The following is a 20,014-nucleotide window of genomic DNA, read 5'->3' as shown; positions in this document are numbered from 1 at the left end:
CAACGCCCTGCTTAAACGCCTGGACAAGGCCATCGGCCTGGCTTGGTCAAATGACACGTTCGTCGACGAGGTCAACGAAGGTGTGAGCGACCTGCTTTAGCTCCTTCATCGATCCGGCGTCAAGAGGGGTATTGAGAGGACGCTTACGGCTTTACAACGGAGGGGGCTAGAGCGGCGGTTGCGGGGCTAACCACGGCCGGCTTCGATCCGCGAATCGGGATCGGGCGCGCCATGCGCCGAAAGAGGGGTTAGATTTGCTATTGAATCAATAGCTACTGGCGCTTGCCGTATAAAGGCTGGCGGCTTGTTTGATGCATGAAAACCTCAAACCATGGCTCTGGCGCAGGCAAAAACGGCCCTTGCGTACCGGCGGTTGTAAAGTCACGTCCTGGCTCGCGGTCTCAGTCCGCACTTCTCCGAATGTATCCAAGGCGTCAAAAAAATGTTCACCGATCCCTGGCTCAACCGATGGCTTCCTCTTGTGCTTGAGCGGGCCGACTCCGGCCCCGTGCTGGAGATCGGATGTGGCCATGGAGATGACACGGCTGTCCTTGCCGGCGCCGGGTTGAAGGTCCACGCCTTCGATCTTTCCAGTGTTTCGGCAGGCATCACAAAGCTTCGTGTATCGGCGGCGGTGGTGGAGTGCAGAGACGTGCGGGAACCCTTCCCCGAAATTGCAAGTGAGCTGGGGGCCATCGTCGCCAGCCTGTCGATTCACTATTTTTCCTGGGCTGAAACGCAAGCACTGGTGGCGCGCATCCGTTCAGCCTTGCGCCCCGGCGGCGTCTTTCTTTGTCGCCTCAACTCGGACCAGGATCACAACTTCGGCGCCAGCGGCCACCCTGAAATCGAGCCCAACTTTTTCATGGTCAAGGGTGAACCAAAACGTTTCTTCAATGAAGCCGCAATCACTTCACTCTTTGCAGAAGGCTGGAACACGCTTTCGCTTGATCACTTTGTCACCAAAAAGTACGTCAGGTCCAAAGCCCTTTGGGAAGTGGTTCTTGAGCGCACGGATGGGGCTTATTGTTTCCCGGGTGGTGGTGCTCAACGTGTTTTCCAAGGTGGCCTTCGCACTAGCTGTCGATCCTGATTTTCGCCCCAGTATCAAAAGGCAGTATTAGTCCCTATACAGGACACCCAAAACAAGTACGGCGTGTTCAACCATCTTGAAGCCAGCTTGGGGTTGTCCGATGGCGAGCACATCCGCAACCCCCAGACCGCCGATAGTCTCGAACCTTCTAAGATGCGATAAGGGGGCCGGCAATTTTTCCCCAACGCGCTTAAAAATGCTTGTTCCGTCGCTCAAGTGAAGTGCAACGTAGGCGTCGAGGTGTTGGTCGAAGTCATTTAAGGCGATGCGCGCATTGCCCAGGGCAATCTGATCAGGCAAAGCAAGGGGAATTGCGCTGTCTTCTCGAATACGGTAGGCGATGAGTACCTGTTGCAATAGTCCGGCGCCATCAATTTGAACGGCCTCTGATTTTGAAGCCGGGACGCTGATTGCATCACCAAAAAGCATACCGACGACCCTATGAGTTGCAATTTCGTTTTCCTGAAAAAGCAGAGTCTGAGGGCTTCGACGGGGATCCGGTGTTTCTGCGGCCAATGCGAGAAAATGGGAATCTGAGGGGCGCAGAAGGCGTCTGGCATATACATCGTTAGCGCGCCGGGCGATGACAAGCCGACGATCTTCGACTGCGCTTGGCTCGGTTTCAACGATTGCGACACTTGTCGCTCGACCAGCGAAACCAAAGTTACTTGTTCTGAGCAAGAAAAAGGATTTGTCCTCGAACCACGTGGAGTTGATTTTTTCCAAATCTGTCTCCTGAGATTCACCGACAGTCCCTCCACGTACGAAAGCGGCTAAGTTTGGGAGGATCGGAACATCAAATTTTGAAACGATGTTTGGCGCCAATGATGGAATTTCAGAAACTATCGGTTGAAGGCGATCGCGCCTTCGATACAACCTAAACTCCTCATGAACATCTTCGACTGAACGCCGTAGACGTTCCAAATCTATGTGCGCTGTCGCAACGTCGGTTGCAGTAATTGTGGCTTTGCTACCGTGGTGAGCCTTGTTCAGTAAAGCGAGCGTCGGTGCCCCATCCTTAAGCGCTGGATCACTACTAAGCTTTTTAAGAAGTGGGCTTCGAAAAAGTTCGTTCGAACCATTTTTGACAAGTCCGCGTAAACGACCGAGATGATCCGAAAGAGTTGGAGCAAAGGTCGTAACGGTGGTGGAGGGGAATGCTGTATCGTCAAAAATGTCACCAAGTCTTCCCTCAATGAAAACACGGCATTCAGAGGCATAGTCTTGCGCAGGACCTGCGCTATCCGGATCAGCAAGATGAGCCTCATGCTTTTTTTGTACCTCCGATACGCTCGGCGAGAGATAGAGCGTCCCTCGCAACCTTGTAGCAGGGAGCACAGATTGATGGTCAAACGAAGTACTGGCTGCATTTGCTGATCGCGCAACAAGCATTGCAAATTTTGCATCATGCGTGGTAACGATGAGTTGGGCGTTTGCTTTGACAAGATCCCCTACTGTTTTTGCCAATCTCTCCCTGTTATCGCCGTCAAGTAGTTCCTGCGGATCATCGAGTAGCAGCATACGCAGTCCGCCCCGCTCGCTAAGTAAGTATTCCCAATAGGCAAGGAAAAAACCTACCAAGCTCGCCCTCAATGCGGAGGCGTTTGCAACGTGCTGAGCAGGAGCCGCCAAGCCATTTGCGCCGACCATTAACTCCAATTGACCCTCACCGCTCATGCGCGAAGCTACAAGGTCATGGTTAGTCGACGGGAATGCGCCTTGATAAATCCGGTTTCTCCATGCAACTGCACGCCTCTGGAGAAGAACTTGGAGCTGATCTACTTGTTGTTCCGCCAAACTTCCGACCTTCATGCATTCTTGTAAAGCCACGCTGGCAAGTCCGTATGACTCAAGTCTCTTCTGGACTGCACGACGCTCAGCGATATCTTTTTCCATACGCCTGCAAAGTATCAATGCCTGAGTAATGGGTTCGACACCTTCAACGATGACTTGCAAGCGTTGAAGGTGTCCGAGAAGAGACTCTGGTGCTGTTGGGAGTCCCTCTTTAGAAGCCTGACCCACCACAGCAGCAGTGAATTCACCAACGTTTGTCTTGTGGTCCTTTCGCCACTTGCTGAAGTCGATTGCGACGTTGACGCGTCGGATCGCAATCTGCAAGTTTGTTAGCTCAGGTAAATCGGTTGAAATATCGTGTGAATCCCGAGTGGGAAGCGGTGGTAGCTTTTTAAGGCCCACGTCGCATGCCGTTTGTACGCCGGTCTTTAGTTCGCCCAGAACGCCCAAAAAGGATTCGTCTGAGAATAGTTCATCAACCACAGCCATCCGAATTAGTTCTCCAGGATGCAATGGCAAATCTTGACGCAGTTCTTGCTGCAAGGATACCGGTAGCTCGCGTGCGAGTTCTCCCAGAACGAAACTCGACCATGAAGCTAGCGTCTGACTAAGGAGGGCTGCGTCGGTCTTGGTCGCATCGTGGAGATGCTGTTTTACTGAAAGACCCGTAACGGGGTCTACTATGCCTTCGAGTTCTTGACCGCAGACAATGCATAGATCTTCATTTATGACTGCGTGAGGATGTTCTTTGGCCCATGCGGACAAGCGTGAATACAATCGGATGCGACCTGCCTTAGAAGGATCGGCCGCCAGATCCGTCAAAATTTTCACGTCGGTATATATCTTGTCAAGGCGAGCCTGCGTATTGGTAAGCTCTTCTTCAGTTAACTTGGCAAGGGCGCTCAGGCGAGCAGCAGATGGAAGTGTTGCGAGACCTCGTACGGCCACGGTTGCTGGAGCAATACTGTCCTCAAGATCACGTCGCGCGCTGGCCTCGCTCGCATCGAACCCAGCCCCGAGTACTTGTCTTGCGTCGGCCAATGCGGTGGCCTTAAGACCATCAAAATGAGCTATTGCCTGGGTTAGCGCAGCCTCGATTAACGGGTTTGAGGAGGCCTTGGGTATCGAATGACTGTAAGCGATGGAGGGATTAAGGCTGACTTTCTCCGTCAAGTCTGCATGAGAGCGGTCGTACGCTATGTCGGCCTTTTCAATATCACGGTTTCGGTCTTTAGTGAGATCGCCATCAATTTTTCGTTTTGCCCGATCTGCATGCGAAGCCAGCTTGACCAGAGGAGCCATGCCGGTTAGTTCTGCAACCGCCTTTCCAAGCTTCGACTCCCCACCCAATTGGATAAATGGAAGCATGCCAGGCATTACTGTGCCGGTCCTAAGTGAAACTGGATCGAGGCTCAACGCATCAATTCCAGTTACGGAGTCTTCGATCTTTCCTCGCGCGGTACGCGTCAACGTTCGACGAACTGGGCTATGTGTAACACCGGTCTCGTCACGAAACGTCAACTCCACCCATGTATCGGCTGGCAGTAATGTCGCTGTAGGGCGATGAGTCATCGGGTCGGGCAACGGCATTACAGCGATCAGCTTGTGTGTGCTACCGTCCGCATCGTTCTCCCCGTCAATCTCACACTGGAACTCATTTGCTGCGAGTTCAGGCAGGCGTTGTGGCCGCAGGATTTCGCCGGTTAGTGCCCAGATGATGGCGTTCAAGAGGGATGTCTTTCCACACCCATTAGAGCCCTCAAACATGGTCACGTCTGACTTGAAGTCGTATACGAAATTCTTCGGAGCCTGCGTTGCAGTTCCTGGGTGATGAAGCCCGCCAAACTTATGGGCTTCAAGCTTGAGTAGTGTGTAGTGTTTGACCACTTGGTTTGTCGGACCCCCTATGCTCGGAATCTCTGTTGGCGCTTTGGTGACGCTATCGACAATGGCTTCTACATCAGCCGTCATTACGTTTCCAGCCCACTTGGACCGGTTCTTGTAATACCACTCAAGCACGGACCGTGCAGTGGCGGAGTTTAACGAAAATGGCGTGTTTTCTTTTCCGATACCGATGGCACGGGCGCTTATCAAGTCGGCACACAACGACTCAAGAGTGTGCAGATGAAGAGGGCGTAATTCTGGATTCACAGTATTGACTCCAAATTCTGTTCATTTGGGCAAGTCTTCTCAAATTTAGACTAGCTCCGGTAGAGATGTGCGTTTCTCTCTGCGAATGCTGAGTACCGCCTCAGATATGACTGACTGCCGATAGGTACGAGTTTTCGATAGGTAGGGGTCACAGGGTACAAAGAAACCATGCCTGACGCATCCTTCGAATGGAGGATGTACGCAGTTGCCTATGCGATTCGAAATCGCCACGTTTAACGATGCGCACGGTGCACAACACTTGCTGCTCGATATGAGCTGGAAGATAGTCGCGTTCATTGAAAAGTCCACCAGGAGTCAAGCATGACCTCCGCGCCGACACCCAGCTTCACCATCCAGCACATCGATCACATCGTGCTTCGTGTCGCGAGCCTTGAACGCGCCATGGCCTTCTATTGCAATGTGCTGGGCTGCAAAGTCGCCAGAAGGCGAGATGACCTCGGCCTCATCCACCTGTCAGCTGGCAGCTCCATGATTGATCTGGTCGCGCTGGACGGCGTGCTTGGGCTATGGGGTGGCGTTGGCCCGGCGAAGGAAGGCCGCAATGTCGATCATCTGTGCCTTCGGGTCGATCCCTTTGATGAAGCGGCCCTGACGCAGCACCTTGCCGCGCACAACATACCCACCCACGGGCCGGCTGCCGTGAACTTCGGGGCCGAGGGGGAAGGCTTGTCGCTTTACCTCTCTGACCCGGATGGCAATACGGTTGAGTTGAAGGGCCCTGCGTGCGCCTGAAGCCTCTGGTGGCTGCGCGGCTTGCTATGGAATCAGTAGCTGCCTGCGCCCGAATCTATTGGGCTAAAGCACGTTTTTATGCATCATTTGCAACCGAGTTGGCAAAAAAAGCCAAGCTTCTGGATCTGCCGCCCGCCCCAGTGCAGCCAACAGGTCAGGCTGGGTGATCATGCCAACCAGCCGCTCGCCGCTGACTTCTTACTTGTAAAACGCCTCGACCTTGCCCTTGAGCTTGATCATCAGCGGCTGGCCCTTGCGGTCCAGCGCCTTGCCGGCGGGCACCTTGATCCAGCGTTCGCTGATGCAGTATTCCTCGACGTCGGTACGCTCCTTGTCGTTGAAGCGGATACCGATGTCGTGCTCGAACACGGCGGCGACGTGGTGCGGGCTGCGTGGGTCTGCGGACAGGTGGTCTGGCAGAGGGGGGCGTTCAAGGGTGTCGGTCATGGGTATTTTTTGGGTTAGCGCGAATCGTCAGCCATTTTCCCTGATTTGGGCCGGGCACCCGCTTCAACCCCCCAGGCCCGCAAACACATTCTGCACATCGTCGTTGGCGTCGATGGCGGCCAGGAAGGCTTCCACTTCTTCCAGATCCGCGGCGCTCAGGCTGGCCGGGTCCACAGGATTTTTGGCCTTGTAGCCGAGCTTGGCCGACAGCACGGTAAAGCCCTGGGCCGGCAGCGCGCGGCTGACGATGTCGAGGTCGCTCGCATCGGTCAGAAACATCGTGGTGCCGTCTTCGTCACCGGGCTCGAAGTCCTGGGCGCCCGCTTCAATGGCGGCGAGTTCGGGGTCTGCGCCCGCTGCCGTGGGTTCGGCCTCGATCATGCCGACATGGTCGAAATCCCAGGACACGGAGCCGGAGGTGCCGAGCTGCCCCTTGCGGAACAACACGCGCATTTCAGGGGCCGTGCGGTTCAGGTTGTCGGTCAGGCATTCGACCATCACCGGCACGCGGTGCGGTGCGAAACCTTCATAAATCACGTGTTCGTAATGAACCACATCTCCCGTGAGGCCGGCGCCTTTCTTGATGGCGCGCTCCAGGGTCTCCTTGGGCATGGACACCTTGCGGGCCTGCTCGACCACCAGCCGCAGGCGTGCGTTCGACGCAGGGTCGGCGCCGTTGCGTGCCGCGATCATGATGTCCTTGGCCAGCCGTCCAAACAGTTTGCCCTTGGCATTGGCTGCCAGTTCCTTGCCTTTTGCTTTCCACTGCGCGCCCATGCTTGAAATTCCGTGGTGTTGCGGCGCGTGCAAGCGCCTGGCTGGTTCGGGGGGAGGGGTCATGCGCGCTGTCTGAAACGCCGCGGCACGTCACCCGAGGGTTCCGGTTATACACCCATCCCCGGGCTGTTCCGGCCATCTGCGCCGGGTCGGGCGCGCACGCGACCCTGTTTCTGGCTGGTCGAACGCTGACTCGTCTACCATCAGAAAACGGAAGCAAAGCCGTCATGGCCGCCACCCTACCAACCCCTGACCGAAAAAAATGGCCACGCTCCCTCCCGCGCCTCACCGGCTCCAGCCCCCGAGCGGCATGCCCGAGGCAGCCGCCCGCCAGGGCCTGAGCGCCAGCGAGGCGACACGCCGCCTCGCTGATCAGGGGCCCAACCTGCTGCCCGGCAGCGAACCCAAGTCCACCGCGGCCATCGTGCGCGACGTGGTCACCGAACCGATGTTCCTGATGCTGCTGGCCGCCGGCGGCATCTACCTGGCGCTGGGCGACCGGGGCGAGGCGCTGTTTCTGCTGAGCTTTGTGTTCGTGGTCATCGCCATCACGCTGGTGCAGGAGCGCAAGACGCAGCGCGCGCTGGAGTCGCTGCGCGACCTGTCGGCTCCGCGCGCCCTGGTAATTCGGGACGGCCTGGAGCAGCGCATTGCCGGACGCGAGGTGGTGCTGGGTGACCTGCTGGTGCTGCATGAGGGCGACCGCATTGCCGCCGATGCGCTGCTGATTGACGGCCAACTGGAGGTGGATGAATCGCTGCTCACGGGCGAGGCCATGCCCGTGACCAAGCTGCCCGCGACGACGGACGAGCAGCCGTTGGCAAACGCGGCGGCAAGCGTGGGGGCGTCGGCCGCCAGCGCCGGGCCGCCCCAAGCAAGGCCAGCCCCCTCGGGGGGCAGCGCAGCACACGAAGTGGCAAGCGTGGGGGCTCTATTCGCCAGCACCGTGGTCACGCGCGGCGTGGGTTTGGCCGAGGTTTGCGCCATCGCCGCCCACACGGCGGTCGGGCGCATAGGCGCCGACCTGGCCGCCACCACCGAGCCACCCTCGGCGCTGCAGCAGCGATCGCGCAAACTGGTGCGCCAGCTCGGCGTGGCCGCGCTGCTGCTGGCCAGCGCCCAGGTCCTGCTGGGCTGGTGGTGGAACGACAGGCCGCTGCTGGAAAGCCTGCTCTCCGGCATTGCGCTGGCCATGGCCATCCTGCCCGAGGAAATTCCGGTCATTCTCACCGTCTTCCTGGCCCTGGGCGCGTGGCGCATCTCCCGGCACAAGGTGCTGACGCGGCGCGTCACCGCCGTCGAGGCGCTGGGCGCCATCACCGTGCTCGCGGTGGACAAGACCGGCACGCTGACGGTGAACCGCATGGCGGTTGCCGAGCTCGCCACGGTTGGTGCACACTTTCAACCGGAGGGTGCCGACAGCCTGGCCGAGGAGTTTCACCTGCTGGTGGAATTTGCCATGCTGGCGACGCCCGGTGATCCGTTCGACCCGATGGAAAAGGCGATCCAGCTTTTTGGCCACCAGTGGCTGGCCGGCACCGAGCATGTGCACGAGGGCCGCGAGCCCGAGTTTGAATACGCGTTGTCGGGCGAGATTCTGGCCATGACACGCGTGTTTGCCAGTGCCGACCCCGCGCAACACCTGCTGGCCACCAAGGGCGCGCCTGAGGCGGTGGCCGACCTGTGCCACCTCGACGCGGCGCAGCGTGAGGCCATCGGCCGGCAGGTGGAAACCATGGCAGAACGCGGTCTGCGCGTGCTCGGTGTGGCGCGCGGGCGCTGGAGCGGGCAGGCCGCCGCGCCGGACGCGGCGCCGCCCTGGCCGCCAAGCCAGCACGACTTCGATTTCGAGTTTCTCGGCCTGGTCGCCCTGGCCGATCCGCCACGCGCCGAGGTGCCTGCCGCGCTGGCCGAGTGCCGGCAGGCCGGCGTGCGCGTGATCATGATGACCGGCGACCACCCCGCCACGGCCCTGGCCATTGCGCGCCAGGTCGGCCTGTCGGAGCGCCCCGACCTGATGACCGGCGCCGAGATCGAAGCCCTGGACGATGGCGCCCTGCGCCAGCGGCTGCGCCATGTGGACCTGTGTGCGCGCCTCAAGCCCCAGCACAAGCTGCGCCTGGTGCAGATGCTGCGCACCGATGGCGAAGTGGTGGCCATGACCGGTGACGGCGTCAACGACGCGCCCGCGCTCAAGGCCGCCGACGTGGGTATTGCCATGGGCGAGCGCGGCACCGACGTGGCGCGCGAGGCCGCCGCCCTGGTGCTGCTCGACGACAGCTTTGCGCGCATCGTGGCCGCCATTCGCCAGGGCCGGCGCATTGACGACAACATCCGCAAGGCGACGCGGTTTGTGTTTGCTGTGCATGTTCCCATCATCGCGCTGGCGCTGGTGCCCACGCTGCTGCACTGGCCGGTGCTGCTGCTGCCGGTGCACATCGTGTTGCTGGAACTGTTGATCGATCCGGCCTGTTCCATCGTGTTCGAGGCCGAGCCGGAGGGCAGCGACCTGATGGCGCGTCCGCCGCGCCCCGTCTCGGACTCGCCATTTGCCGCTGCACCGCTGGCGCACGGCGTGTTGCAGGGCCTGGGTGTGGCAGGGGTGCTGCTGGCCGGGCAGGCCTGGCTGGCGGGACAGGGCTGGAGCGCCGGCCAGGGCCGTGGTGTGGTGTTCAGCGCGCTGGTGCTGGCGGTGATGCTGCTGATCCTGGCCAACCGCGATCCGTCGCGGCCCGTGCTGCTCGGTGCGGCTGCGTCCAACCCGTGGTTGTGGCGCATGGCAGCCGGTGTGGCGGCACTGCTGGTGGCGGTGCTCGGCCTGCCGTGGCTGCGGGAACTGATGGGGCTGGCCCTGCCGGGTGCCCGGGAGCTGACGCTCGCCGCCGTGCTGGTGGCACTGTGCCTGGTCTGGCTGGAATTGTTGCGGGTGCTGGGGCCGCGATGGGGTCGTGCAAGGCGTGGCAGCTAGGGCCAGCTGAACCTTGTTGCGCGATTCACGCCCTGTGGACTGTGCCCACAGGCATGGCGGTCAGGTCCGCGCCGGTATGCCCAGGCCTTTGACAACCGCGGGCCGCGCCACAAAGGTATCCAACACACGCAGCACGTTCGGAAAGTCGGTGATGCCGACCAGCTCCCCGGCCTCATAGAAGCCGATCAGGTTGCGTACCCAGCCGAAGGTGGCGATGTCGGCAATGGTGTAGTCGTTGCCCATGATCCAGGCGCGGCCTTCGAGGCGCTTGTCCAGCACACCGAGCAGCCGTTTGGCTTCGGCCACGTAGCGGTCGCGCGGGCGCTTGTCTTCATAGTCCTTGCCGGCGAACTTGTGGAAGAAGCCGAGCTGGCCGAACATTGGGCCGATACCGCCCATCTGGAACATCAGCCACTGGAGGGTTTCATAACGGCCGGCAGGGTCGGCCGGCAGGAATTTTCCGGTCTTTTCGGCCAGGTAGATCAGGATGGCGCCGGACTCGAACAGGCCCAAGGGCTTGCCGCCCGGGCCGTTCGGGTCGAGGATCGCCGGGATCTTGTTGTTGGGGCTCAGCGAGATGAATTCCGGCGACATCTGGTCGTTGGTCTCGAAGCTGACCAGGTGCGGCTCGTAGGGCAGGCCGGTCTCTTCCAGCATGATCGAGACCTTGACGCCGTTGGGCGTGGGCAGTGAATACAGCTGAATGCGTTCGGGATGTTGCGCTGGCCATTTGCGGGTGACGGGGAAGGCGGAGAGATCGTTCATGGCGGGGTGGTGCTGTGCGGGGTGAAGATTGAACGGCAACTGTAGCCCAAGCCCGCGTCACGCGTATGGCGCGCGGCGGCGAGACCGCAGGCTGACCATCACCCCGCAGTCACCGAGCGGACGGGCCACGGGCCGCGCGCCGGTTAGCATGAGCCATGCCTGAAGCCACTCCTTCCTCTTCGTCCGCCATCCCCGATGGTTTTGTGCCTGTTCGTGTCGGCGGCCCCTTCATCGGGGTCAATGGCCCGTTCTACGCACGGCTGGAAGGCCAGCGCCTGCTGCTGGGTTTTCGCGTCGAGGAACGGCACAGCAACCCGCTGAAGATGTGCCACGGCGGCATGCTGGCATCTTTTGCCGACATGCTGCTGCCCTGCGCGGCGATGTACCAGACCGACAGCGACAGGCGTTTCCTGCCCACCATCAGCCTGCAAATCGATTACCTGGCGCCGGCCATGCTGGGCGCCTGGGTGCAGGGCCAGGCCGACATCCTGCGCAGCACGCGCAACATGATCTTTATCCAGGGCTTGGTGACGGCCGACGGCGAGCCGGCCTTGCGCATCAGCGGCATTTTCAAGCAGGGCCCGCTGATCGGCGACGGCCAGGATCGCGACCCGTTCTTGCTACGAACTTGATAGCTGCTGGCGCAATCAGTCAAAGGGCTGGAGCCTGTTTTTGCTTTGAATTTTTCAGGTAACCAGGGGCAGCCCACCCGGGCGCGGGTGGCGGCGGCCCCAGCAGGCCGGCGCCGGCCTGGCCTGGCTGATTTGTTCTGGCACGCGAGACGGCTTTGCAGGACAATTTGGCGCATGAATGGCTACCCATTCCCAACGCGCGCCCTTCAAGCGGAGGTCTCCCCATGAGCTGGCAAATCATCCCCCTGGAAGAGGTGGCGCCCACGGCCTGGCGCAACGGCGGCGGCATCACGCGCGAGCTGCTGGCCTGGCCGACCGCCGAGGACTGGGACTGGCGCATCTCGGTGGCCGAGATCGAAAAAAACGGACCGTTTTCGCGTTATGAGGGTGTGCAGCGCTGGTTCGCAGTGCTGGGCGGCGCCGGCGTGCGGCTCACGCTGGACGGGCAGACCCGCGAGTTGACGCCACAAGGCGAGCCGCTGTCTTTTGACGGTGCCCTGGCCTGCACCTGTGAACTGATAGCCGGCCCCACCGAAGACTTCAGCCTGATGCTCCGAAAAGGGCGCGGCAGCGCGCGCCTGGTCCGTGTGCTGGGGGCGCTGGACGTGGAGGTCAAACCCGGCACACGGGTCGCCGTGTATGCCTGGGACGAGCCGGTGACCGTGCAGGTCAACAGGAAGTTCACGACGGTACCGCCGCACACCCTGGCCTGGCGTGCGCTCGCCGATGGGGCTTCGGTGCGGGTTGAGGCCACGACGGCGCTCTGGATGGAAATGGCGCGATGACGGTGCAGCCCGCGCAACCGGCGCATGCCTTCGGCGCCAGTCCGCGCCTTCCAACTGTTTTCTTCAAGAGGCTCAGCCAGAAGGGTGGCATGTCATGAATGACGAAACCGTCCATGGAACACCGCCGAGGGGGTGCCGGCATGGATGGCGGCTCCAGGCCGCAATGACAAGTCAAACAAGGTTGAGTAGCCGCTCGACCGCTGCGCCCAGCGCCAGCAATTCCCGGTCCTGTCCGCGCTTGCCCACCAGCATCAGCCCGACCGCCAGCCCGCCGCCGCGCGGCAGCGGCAAGGTCAACGCCGGCAGGTCAAGGAAGTTGAAGACCGAGGGATTGCGCAGCAGCAGGGTGTTGGTGCGCAAAAACGCGTCTTCGGACTGCACCTCGGCGATGCGCGGCGCCAGCAGCGGCACGGTGGGCAGCACCAGGGCATCGAGATCTGTCAAACGCGTATCGAGTGCCGGCAGCAGCGCGGCACGCGCCTGCTGGATGCCGACGTAAGTCGCCGCATCCAGCGTCTGGCCGCGGCGTATGCGGCCCAGCACGATGGGGTCGTACGCTTCGGGCCGGCTATCGACCCAGTCGCGGTGAATCCACGCCGCTTCTGCGGCCACCAGGGTGCCGCGCTCCTGCAGGCGAAAGGGCTCGCCGAGCAAATCGTCGAGGGCTTGATCGCGGACCAGCGCGCCGGCGCCCGCGAGCTGCGCCAGGGCCTGCTCCACGGCGGCCAACACCTCGTCCTGCGCCTGGCTGAACAGCAGGCCGCGCGGCACGCCCAGGCGCAGGCCGCGTACATCGCGCTGCTGCAGGGGTTCATGCGCGATGCCGGCCAGCACGCTGTCGGTGGCGGCAGCGTCGGCCACGCTGCCGCACAGCGGTCCCAGCGTGTCCAGGGTGAAGGACAGCGGAAAAGCGCCTTCGCGCGTGACCCGCGCCTGGGTTGGCTTGAAGCCCACCAGGCCGTTGAGCGCCGAGGGAATACGCACCGAGCCGCCGGTGTCCGAGCCGATGGCGATCTCGGCCATGCCGCGCGCCACCGACACGCCCGCGCCCGAGGACGAGCCGCCCGGGATGCGGCTGGTGTCCAGCGCGTTGCCGGGTGTTCCGTAATGCGGGTTGATGCCGACGCCCGAGAACGCGAACTCGGTCATGTTGGTTTTGCCGATGATGACGGCGCCGGCCGCCCGCAGGCGGCTGACCACCACGGCATCCTGGGTTGCCGGCGCGGCATCGCGCAGCAGGGCCGAGCCGGCGGTGGTAGCTTCGCCGGCCACGTCGAACAGATCCTTGATCGAGACGATGCGGCCGTCCAGCGGGCCCAGCGCCTGGCCGCTGGCGGCACGCCGGTCGGCGGCCTGTGCGGCCGTGCGGGCGGCCTCAAGGTACAGCCGGGTGAAGATGCGCCGGCCTTCGTCGCCGGCGGCAGCGATCGCGGCCAGCGCCGCTTCGAGTTTCTGGGTGGAAGTCGTCGTGTTCATGGGGTCCAACCTTAACGCATTGCGGTGGCGCTTGCCGCGCGGGGCGGACTACGCTGCACGGCCGGTTGCTATGAAGTTGATAGCTGCCGGCACCCGATTGGAAAGGGCTGGAGGCACTTTTTGCATGTAGAAATCGGCTGTCAGCCCAAATACTGTTCATAGAGCGTTCGGGCTGAGCCGCCTGTCCTGAGTTCGGTCGAAGGGGTCGGCGCCTTGCAGCCCTTCGACAGGCTCAGGGTGAACGGAGCTGACTGAACAGCCTGTTGCAGCCTATCATCGCCGGATGAACGCCACCACCACCCCTGCCGCCGTCACCGAACTTTCCCTTCGTTCCCTGTTTGACGCCCAGCACCGCGCCAGCCGCGCCCAGGTCGACGTGCCGCTGGCCCTGCGCCGGGACCGGCTGCAGCGCATGCGCCGCCTGCTCGATGAACACGGCCCGGCGCTGGCGCTGGCCGTGCAGGCCGACTTCGGCGTGCGTTCGCCGCAGCTGACCGAAATTGCCGACATGTTTGTGCTGCGCACGATGCTGTCGCACACGCTCAAACATCTGCCGAAGTGGATCAAGCCGGTGAAGGTGTCCACGCCGATCTACCTGCAGCCCTCGAGCGCTTATCTGCAGCGCCAGCCGCTGGGCGTGGTCGGGGTCATCTCGCCCTGGAACTACCCGGTGCAACTGGCGCTGGCGCCCGCCATCACGGCGCTGGCGGCGGGCAACCGCGTCATGCTCAAGCCGAGCGAGCTGACGCCGCGCACCTCGGCGCTGATGGGCGAGCTGATCGGCCAGGCCTTTTCCGCCGACGAGTTCTGTGTGGTCGAGGGCGACGCGGCGCTGGCGGCGGCCTTCACCCACCTGCCTTTTGACCACCTGGTGTTCACCGGATCCACCGCCACCGGGCGCAAGGTGGCCGAGGCCGCCGCCGCCAACCTGACACCGACCACGCTGGAGCTTGGCGGCAAGTCGCCGTGTATCGTCGACGCGTCCAGCGACCTCGACAGCGTGGCCCTGAAAATCGCGCACGGCAAGCTGCTCAACGCCGGCCAGACCTGCATTGCGCCCGACTATGTGCTGGTGCCGCAGGACCGGGAAGCCGCGTTTGGCGAGGCCTTTGCCCGCGCCGTCGCCAGGCTGTTTCCCACCATTGCCGGCAACCCCGACTACGCGGCCATCATCAGCCCGCGTCACCACGAGCGCCTGCAGGCGCTGTTGGCGCAGGCCGAAGCCGGCGGCGCGCGGCTGCAGGTGCTGAACCCTGGTGGCGCTGCGCCTGCCACCGCCAGGCAGATGGCGCCGGTGCTGGTGTTCGGCGCCACACCGGCCATGAAGCTGATGGACGAGGAAATTTTCGGCCCCATCCTGCCGGTGCTGCCGTATGCCACGCTGGACGAAGCCATCGGCTACATCAACGATCGGCCACGTCCGCTGGCCCTGTACTGGTTCGGCACCGACACGGCCTCGCGTGACGCGGTGCTGGCGCGCACCGTGAGCGGCGGCGTGACGGTCAACGACACGCTGATGCACATTGCCCACGACAACCTGCCCTTTGGCGGCGTGGGCGACAGCGGCTGGGGCGCCTACCACGGTGAAACCGGCTTCCTGCGTTTCACCCAGCAAAAACCGGTGCTGGTCTCGTCGAAATGGGCGCGCGGCGACCTGTTCTACCCGCCTTATGGCAAACGTTTCGACCAGATCATGGGGCTGCTCAAACGCTGGTTGTAAGGCGCTCGTTCGCCGCTGTCTTTTCCGGCAGACCGGGAAGGGATAATCCAACGATGTTCTTGAAAGCACTCCTCATGACCCTGTGGCTCTGTGCCGCCATGGGCCTGGGCGGCCTGCCGGCGCGCGCGCAGGCGCAGCCGGTGGTGGTCGCGGCGTCGGACCTGAAGTTCGCGCTGGAGGAAGTGGCCGCTCTGTTCGAGAAGGAAAAAAAACACAAGATTCGTCTGGTGTTCGGCTCGTCGGGCAACTTCTATTCGCAAATCCTGCAGGGTGCGCCGTTCCAGATGTTTCTCTCGGCCGACGAGGACTTCGTGTTCAAACTGGCGGACGCCGGCAAGACGCGCGACCGCGGCAGGCTGTATGCGCTCGGCCGCATCGGCATCCTGGTGCCGCATGGTTCGGTCCTGAAGGCCGATAGCGAACTGAAGGACTTGGCGGCGGCGCTGAAGGACGGGCGGCTGCAGAAGTTCGCCATCGCCAACCCCGATCACGCCCCTTATGGCGCCCGCGCCAGAGAGGCGCTGCAACATGCCGGCCTGTGGAGCCAGGTGCAGCCGCGGCTGGTGCTCGGTGAAAACATCTCCCAGGCCGCGCAGTTCGCCACTTCGGGTGGCGCCCAGGGCGGCATCATCGCGCAGTCGCTCGCGCTGGCGCCCAGCGTGGGCAGGCTGGGCACGTTTGCGCTGATTCCCGACAGCTGGCACCAGCCGCTGCGCCAGCGCATGGTGCTGCTGAAAAATGCCGAGCCGGCGGCCCAGGCGTTTTACGACTTCATCGGCACGCCGGCCGCGCAGGCGGTGATGGGCCGCTACGGCTTCGTGATGCCGAAAGAGTGAACAGGTCCTAAGCCGATATGGACTGGTCCGCGCTTTTTCTTTCGCTCAAGCTGGCCGCGGCCACGCTGGTGATCCTGCTGCCCGCCGGCGTACTGACCGGGCGCTGGCTGGCCTACACCGGCTTTCGCGGCAAGGCCTGGGTCGAGGCGGTGGTGGTGCTGCCGCTGGTGCTGCCGCCCACCGTGCTTGGTTATTACCTGCTGGTGTCGCTGGGCGGCGGCTCGCCCATCGGACAGTGGGCGCGGCAGTGGTTCGGCGTCGAACTGACCTTCAACTTCCTCGGCCTGCTGATCGCCTCGCTCGTGTTCAACATTCCCTTCATGGTGCAGCCGGTGCAGCGCGCCTTCGAAGCCGTGCCGCGCAACCTGGCCGAAGCCGCCGCCGTCAGCGGCCTGGGCGGCTGGCAGACCTTTCGCCTGGTGGAGCTGCCGCTGGTCTGGCCCGGCGTGTTGTCGGCCATGGTGCTGACCTTTGTGCACACGCTGGGCGAGTTCGGCGTGGTGCTGATGGTGGGCGGCAGCATTCCGGGTGAAACCCGCACCATCGCGATTGCCATCTACGACCAGGTGCAGGGCTTCAACCTCGCGGCGGCCAACCAGATGTCGCTGGCCTTGCTGCTGCTGTCGCTGCTGGCGGTCGGTTTTTCCTTTGTCGTATCGGCCCGGCTGGTGCGTCGTCCATGAGTGCACCGGCAAGCAGGGCGCTGGTGGTCGAGGTGGAGCAGGCCCAGCCCATGGCCCTGTCAGCGCAGTTTCGCTGCGCGCCGGGCGAGATGCTGGCCCTGGTGGGGCCGTCGGGTGCGGGAAAAACATCGATGCTGCGCATCATGGCCGGACTCATGCGCCCGGCGCACGGGCGCGTGCTGGTGGGCGAGCAGGTCTGGTGCGACACCGCCGGCGGCGTGTTTGTGCCGCCGCAACAACGCCACGTCGGCCTGGTGTTCCAGAACTACGCGCTGATGCCGCATCTGAGCGCCCTGGACAACGTGGCCCTGGCGCTGCTGCACCTGCCGCGCGAGCAACGCCGCGAGCGTGCGCGACACTGGCTCGACCATGTGCGCCTGACGCCCGGCCAGCAGGCGCGCCGGCCCGCGCACCTGTCGGGCGGCGAGCAGCAGCGGGTGGCGGTGGCGCGGGCGCTGGCACGCGAGCCGGCGCTGCTGCTGCTGGACGAACCTTTTTCTGCGGTGGACCAGATGAGCCGCCATGGCCTGTACGCCCTGCTGGCGGAACTGCGGCGCGAGCTCGACATCCCCATCGTGCTGGTCACGCACGACCTCAACGAGGCGCGCCTGCTGTGCGACCAGCTGGTGGTGATCGACGCCGGGCGCGTGCTGCAGCAAGGCGCGCCGGCCAGCATCCACCGCGCGCCGCGCAACGCGCGGGTGGCCGACCTGGTGGGTATCCAGAACCGTTTTCATGGCGTGTGGCTGGGGCCGGACGACACATCGGGCGACACATCGGGCGATAGGGGCTGGGGCCTGCTGCGCTGGACCGACGGCACGCCGGGCGGCTCCAAGGATGACGGGCGCAGCACCGTGCTGCGCGTGCGCGACAAGGGCCGCCTGGAGCCGGGCCAGGCCGTGAGCTGGGTGATCCATGGCGAAGGCATTCACCTGCTCGACGCCCCCTCACAGGCGCCCGGTGACTTCTGCGCCACCGTCGCCGAGTTGCGTCACCTCGGGGAAATCACCCTGGTGACGCTGCTGCTGGAACGGACCCCCGGCGCCTTGCTGCGGCTCACCTTGTCTGGACCGCAAGCGGTGCCACTCGCGCCCGGACAACGCGCCTGTGTACGGCTCGACCTGGCGCTGGTGCATGTGATGCCGGTGCGCAACGCCGGGTAAGCGCAATCACGAGGCTGCTACGCTTCGCGTCTGGCAGACAACTGAAAGGACGCCATGTCCCCCGCTGAACTTGAAAGCTATCTGCACGCACACATTCCGCTGTCCCGGGCCATGCAGGTCAGCGTGGTGCAGGCCGCGCCGGAAGCGGTGGTGCTCAGTGCGCCGCTGGCGCCAAACATCAACCACCGCGAGACGGTGTTCGGCGGCAGTGCGTCGGCCGTCGCCATCCTGGCCGCGTGGTCGCTGCTGCACACGCGCCTGAGCGCCGAGGGCCTGGCCAGCCGGCTGGTGATCCAGCGCAACACCATGTCGTACGAGCAGCCCATCGCGGGCAGCTTCACCGCAACGGCCGCTGCGCCGGACGCTGAGGCCTGGCAGCAGTTCCTGCGCATGTTCCGGCGCAAGGGCAAGGCGCGCATCACGGTGGTGTCGGTGCTGCATTTTGCGGGCGAGGTGGCGGGGCGCCTCGAGGGCGAGTTTGTGGCGCTGGGGATGGATCAGTCGGCCTGAGCTGTTGAGTTGCCCCATGCGCGCCGACATGCCCTACCAATTGCTCGCCGACATCGTGCTCACGCTGCATGTCGCCGTCGTGGCGTTTGTGGTCGGTGGCCTGGTGCTGGTGCTGGCCGGCAACCTGCGGGGCTGGCGCTGGGTCAATGCCCTCTGGTTCCGGCTGGCGCACCTGGCGGCGATCGTGATCGTGGTGGCCGAAACCTGGCTGGGCCTGTTGTGCCCGCTGACCACGCTGGAGATGTGGTTGCGTGCCCGGGCCGGTGTGGCGGGTTATGGCGGTGGGTTCATTGAACACTGGTTGCAGCGGGTGCTCTATTACGACGCGCCGTGGTGGGTGTTTGCCGTCGGCTACTCGCTGTTCGGCCTGCTGGTGGTGGCGGCGTGGGTTCGCTTTCCACCGGAAAGCCGCCGACACAAGTAGCATCAGCTCTTCTTTTGATAGCTGCCGGCGCTTGCTGGATAAGGGTTCAGGCCGATTTTGGCGTATCACCGAAGGGCCGCCGCCCGTGGCAAGCCGCGCCTTACTTCGTGGACCCGAACACCTTCACCCAGTAGATGCCCGCGCTGCTGCTGTTGTTCACCGCAAAGGCGCTGCCCATCTCGGTGTAGTCCGGCGACATCACATTGGCGCAATGCTCGGGGCTGCTCAGCCAGTCCTGCATGGCGGCTTCGGCCTGGGTGTGGCCGGCGGCGATGTTTTCGCCAATGCGGCGCCAGCGGTAGCCGCTGCTGCTGGCGCGGTCTTCCACATGGCTGCCATCGCGGCCGACGTGGTCGAAGTAATTGTGGCGGGCCATGTCGGCGGCGTGGGCCGCGGCGGTGGCCTGCAATGTGGCGTTCAAACGTACCGGTCGCGTTGCGGCGAAAGACTCGGTGCCGCAGCGGCGTGGCTTGGCGCGGGCCTCGTTGACCAAGGCCAGCACACGCGACTGAACGTCATTGGCCTGCGCCGCACCGGGCGGCAAGAAGGGCGCGGCCACCACAATCCAGGTTTGGGCCGCATGCTGGTGAAAGCCGGCTTCGGTCAAATCGGCCTGGGTGAGCAGGCTGCATGAGGTGCCCAGGCTGGCCCGCGTCAGCAGGGTGGCGCCCGCACCGCGCAGGATGATCTGCGCGCCGCTCACCGCACGGTAGCGGGCGGCTTTCATTGCCTCGTCCAGCCTGTCACCGCTGGCCAGGCGGGCGGCGGCGGCCGACAGGGCGGCGTTCTCGCGCAGGGGGGCTGCCTTGCCGGGCTGCCCTTCGCAGCCTTGTTGCCGCACAGCGTTGATGTCGCGCAGCAGGCCCGGGTGACTGGCAAGGTCCGCCTGGGCGTGCACCTGCCCGCTGGCGGCCAGCAGGGCCAGCGCCCAGGCCGATGCGGCGCGATGCCATGTTGGATGTGTTTTAACCAGGGTGCGGACAGAGTTCATCGGCCCATGGTAGCGGGTTAGCCTTGCCCAGCGCAGCGCAGGGTTG

At 63.4% G+C, this 20,014-nt stretch carries 17 protein-coding genes; 11 read left to right on the top strand and 6 right to left on the bottom strand.

Annotation, left to right across the window (positions count from 1 at the left end; translation table 11 throughout):
* Positions 1-442 precede the first annotated feature (442 nt).
* Positions 443-1,093, top strand: a complete 651-nt coding sequence (locus tag AAG813_RS15285; protein WP_341916535.1) for a class I SAM-dependent methyltransferase — start codon at positions 443-445, stop codon at positions 1,091-1,093.
* A 27-nt stretch (positions 1,094-1,120) separates the two neighbouring features.
* Here AAG813_RS15285 and AAG813_RS15280 read toward each other — a convergent pair whose 3' ends face one another.
* Positions 1,121-4,858: an AAA family ATPase gene (locus AAG813_RS15280; RefSeq protein ID WP_341916534.1), complete on the bottom strand. Its 3,738-nt coding sequence runs from the start codon at positions 4,856-4,858 to the stop codon at positions 1,121-1,123.
* Between the two features lie 501 nt (positions 4,859-5,359).
* Here AAG813_RS15280 and AAG813_RS15275 point away from each other — a divergent pair.
* Complete coding sequence (locus tag AAG813_RS15275) at positions 5,360-5,791, top strand: VOC family protein (RefSeq protein ID WP_341916533.1); 432 nt, start codon at positions 5,360-5,362, stop codon at positions 5,789-5,791.
* A 198-nt stretch (positions 5,792-5,989) separates the two neighbouring features.
* Here the strand turns inward: AAG813_RS15275 and AAG813_RS15270 are convergent, their stop codons facing one another.
* Together AAG813_RS15270 and AAG813_RS15265 are read right to left on the bottom strand one after the other, a co-directional pair.
* Positions 5,990-6,238 (bottom strand): DUF3297 family protein, encoded by a 249-nt coding sequence (locus AAG813_RS15270; protein WP_305358224.1) that lies wholly within the window; start codon positions 6,236-6,238, stop codon positions 5,990-5,992.
* A gap of 63 nt (positions 6,239-6,301) precedes the next feature.
* Positions 6,302-7,015 (bottom strand): YebC/PmpR family DNA-binding transcriptional regulator, encoded by a 714-nt coding sequence (locus tag AAG813_RS15265; RefSeq protein WP_341916536.1) that lies wholly within the window; start codon positions 7,013-7,015, stop codon positions 6,302-6,304.
* A gap of 262 nt (positions 7,016-7,277) precedes the next feature.
* On the opposite strand from AAG813_RS15265, the gene AAG813_RS15260 reads away from it, so the two are divergent.
* Positions 7,278-9,983 carry a cation-translocating P-type ATPase gene (locus AAG813_RS15260; protein ID WP_341916532.1) on the top strand — a complete coding sequence of 902 codons (2,706 nt, stop codon included), beginning with the start codon at positions 7,278-7,280 and terminating at the stop codon, positions 9,981-9,983.
* A gap of 60 nt (positions 9,984-10,043) precedes the next feature.
* Here AAG813_RS15260 and AAG813_RS15255 read toward each other — a convergent pair whose 3' ends face one another.
* On the bottom strand, positions 10,044-10,748 hold the full coding sequence (locus tag AAG813_RS15255; protein ID WP_341916531.1) for a glutathione binding-like protein: 705 nt from the start codon (positions 10,746-10,748) through the stop codon (positions 10,044-10,046).
* 155 nt (positions 10,749-10,903) lie between these two features.
* Here AAG813_RS15255 and AAG813_RS15250 point away from each other — a divergent pair, with 155 nt between their 5' ends.
* Complete coding sequence (locus AAG813_RS15250) at positions 10,904-11,380, top strand: PaaI family thioesterase (RefSeq protein WP_341916530.1); 477 nt, start codon at positions 10,904-10,906, stop codon at positions 11,378-11,380.
* Positions 11,381-11,604: 224 nt separating this feature from the next.
* Positions 11,605-12,165 (top strand): HutD family protein, encoded by a 561-nt coding sequence (locus AAG813_RS15245; protein ID WP_341916529.1) that lies wholly within the window; start codon positions 11,605-11,607, stop codon positions 12,163-12,165.
* Between the two features lie 171 nt (positions 12,166-12,336).
* Here AAG813_RS15245 and AAG813_RS15240 read toward each other — a convergent pair whose 3' ends face one another.
* Positions 12,337-13,641, bottom strand: coding sequence for an amidase (locus AAG813_RS15240; RefSeq protein ID WP_341916528.1), 1,305 nt, complete (start codon positions 13,639-13,641; stop codon positions 12,337-12,339).
* Positions 13,642-13,924: 283 nt separating this feature from the next.
* Between AAG813_RS15240 and AAG813_RS15235 the strand changes: the two genes are divergently transcribed.
* The 6 genes from AAG813_RS15235 to AAG813_RS15210 all read left to right on the top strand — a co-directional run bounded on the left by AAG813_RS15235 (position 13,925) and on the right by AAG813_RS15210 (position 18,977).
* Complete coding sequence (locus AAG813_RS15235) at positions 13,925-15,361, top strand: coniferyl aldehyde dehydrogenase (RefSeq protein ID WP_341916527.1); 1,437 nt, start codon at positions 13,925-13,927, stop codon at positions 15,359-15,361.
* A 74-nt stretch (positions 15,362-15,435) separates the two neighbouring features.
* Positions 15,436-16,197: a molybdate ABC transporter substrate-binding protein gene (gene modA, locus AAG813_RS15230; protein WP_341916526.1), complete on the top strand. Its 762-nt coding sequence runs from the start codon at positions 15,436-15,438 to the stop codon at positions 16,195-16,197.
* Between the two features lie 17 nt (positions 16,198-16,214).
* A complete protein-coding gene (gene modB, locus AAG813_RS15225; RefSeq protein ID WP_341916525.1) occupies positions 16,215-16,880 on the top strand; it encodes a molybdate ABC transporter permease subunit in 666 nt (221 codons plus the stop codon).
* Positions 16,877-18,043 (top strand): ABC transporter ATP-binding protein, encoded by a 1,167-nt coding sequence (locus AAG813_RS15220; protein WP_341916524.1) that lies wholly within the window; start codon positions 16,877-16,879, stop codon positions 18,041-18,043. The genes modB and AAG813_RS15220 overlap by 4 nt, the downstream gene beginning before the upstream one ends.
* Before the next feature lie 54 nt (positions 18,044-18,097).
* Positions 18,098-18,553 (top strand): YiiD C-terminal domain-containing protein, encoded by a 456-nt coding sequence (locus tag AAG813_RS15215; protein WP_341916523.1) that lies wholly within the window; start codon positions 18,098-18,100, stop codon positions 18,551-18,553.
* Positions 18,554-18,569: 16 nt separating this feature from the next.
* A complete protein-coding gene (locus AAG813_RS15210; protein ID WP_341916522.1) occupies positions 18,570-18,977 on the top strand; it encodes a DUF2784 domain-containing protein in 408 nt (135 codons plus the stop codon).
* A gap of 100 nt (positions 18,978-19,077) precedes the next feature.
* Here AAG813_RS15210 and AAG813_RS15205 read toward each other — a convergent pair whose 3' ends face one another.
* Entirely contained in the window at positions 19,078-19,968 is an 891-nt protein-coding gene (locus AAG813_RS15205; protein WP_341916521.1) for a CAP domain-containing protein, read from the bottom strand.
* Positions 19,969-20,014 lie beyond the last annotated feature (46 nt).

It is taken from the genome of Polaromonas sp. YR568, from assembly GCF_943371715.1.
Lineage (GTDB): Bacteria > Pseudomonadota > Gammaproteobacteria > Burkholderiales > Burkholderiaceae_C > Polaromonas.
The sequence above is the reverse complement of the archived record's forward strand: the minus strand, read 5'-3'. Positions and strand labels throughout refer to the sequence as shown.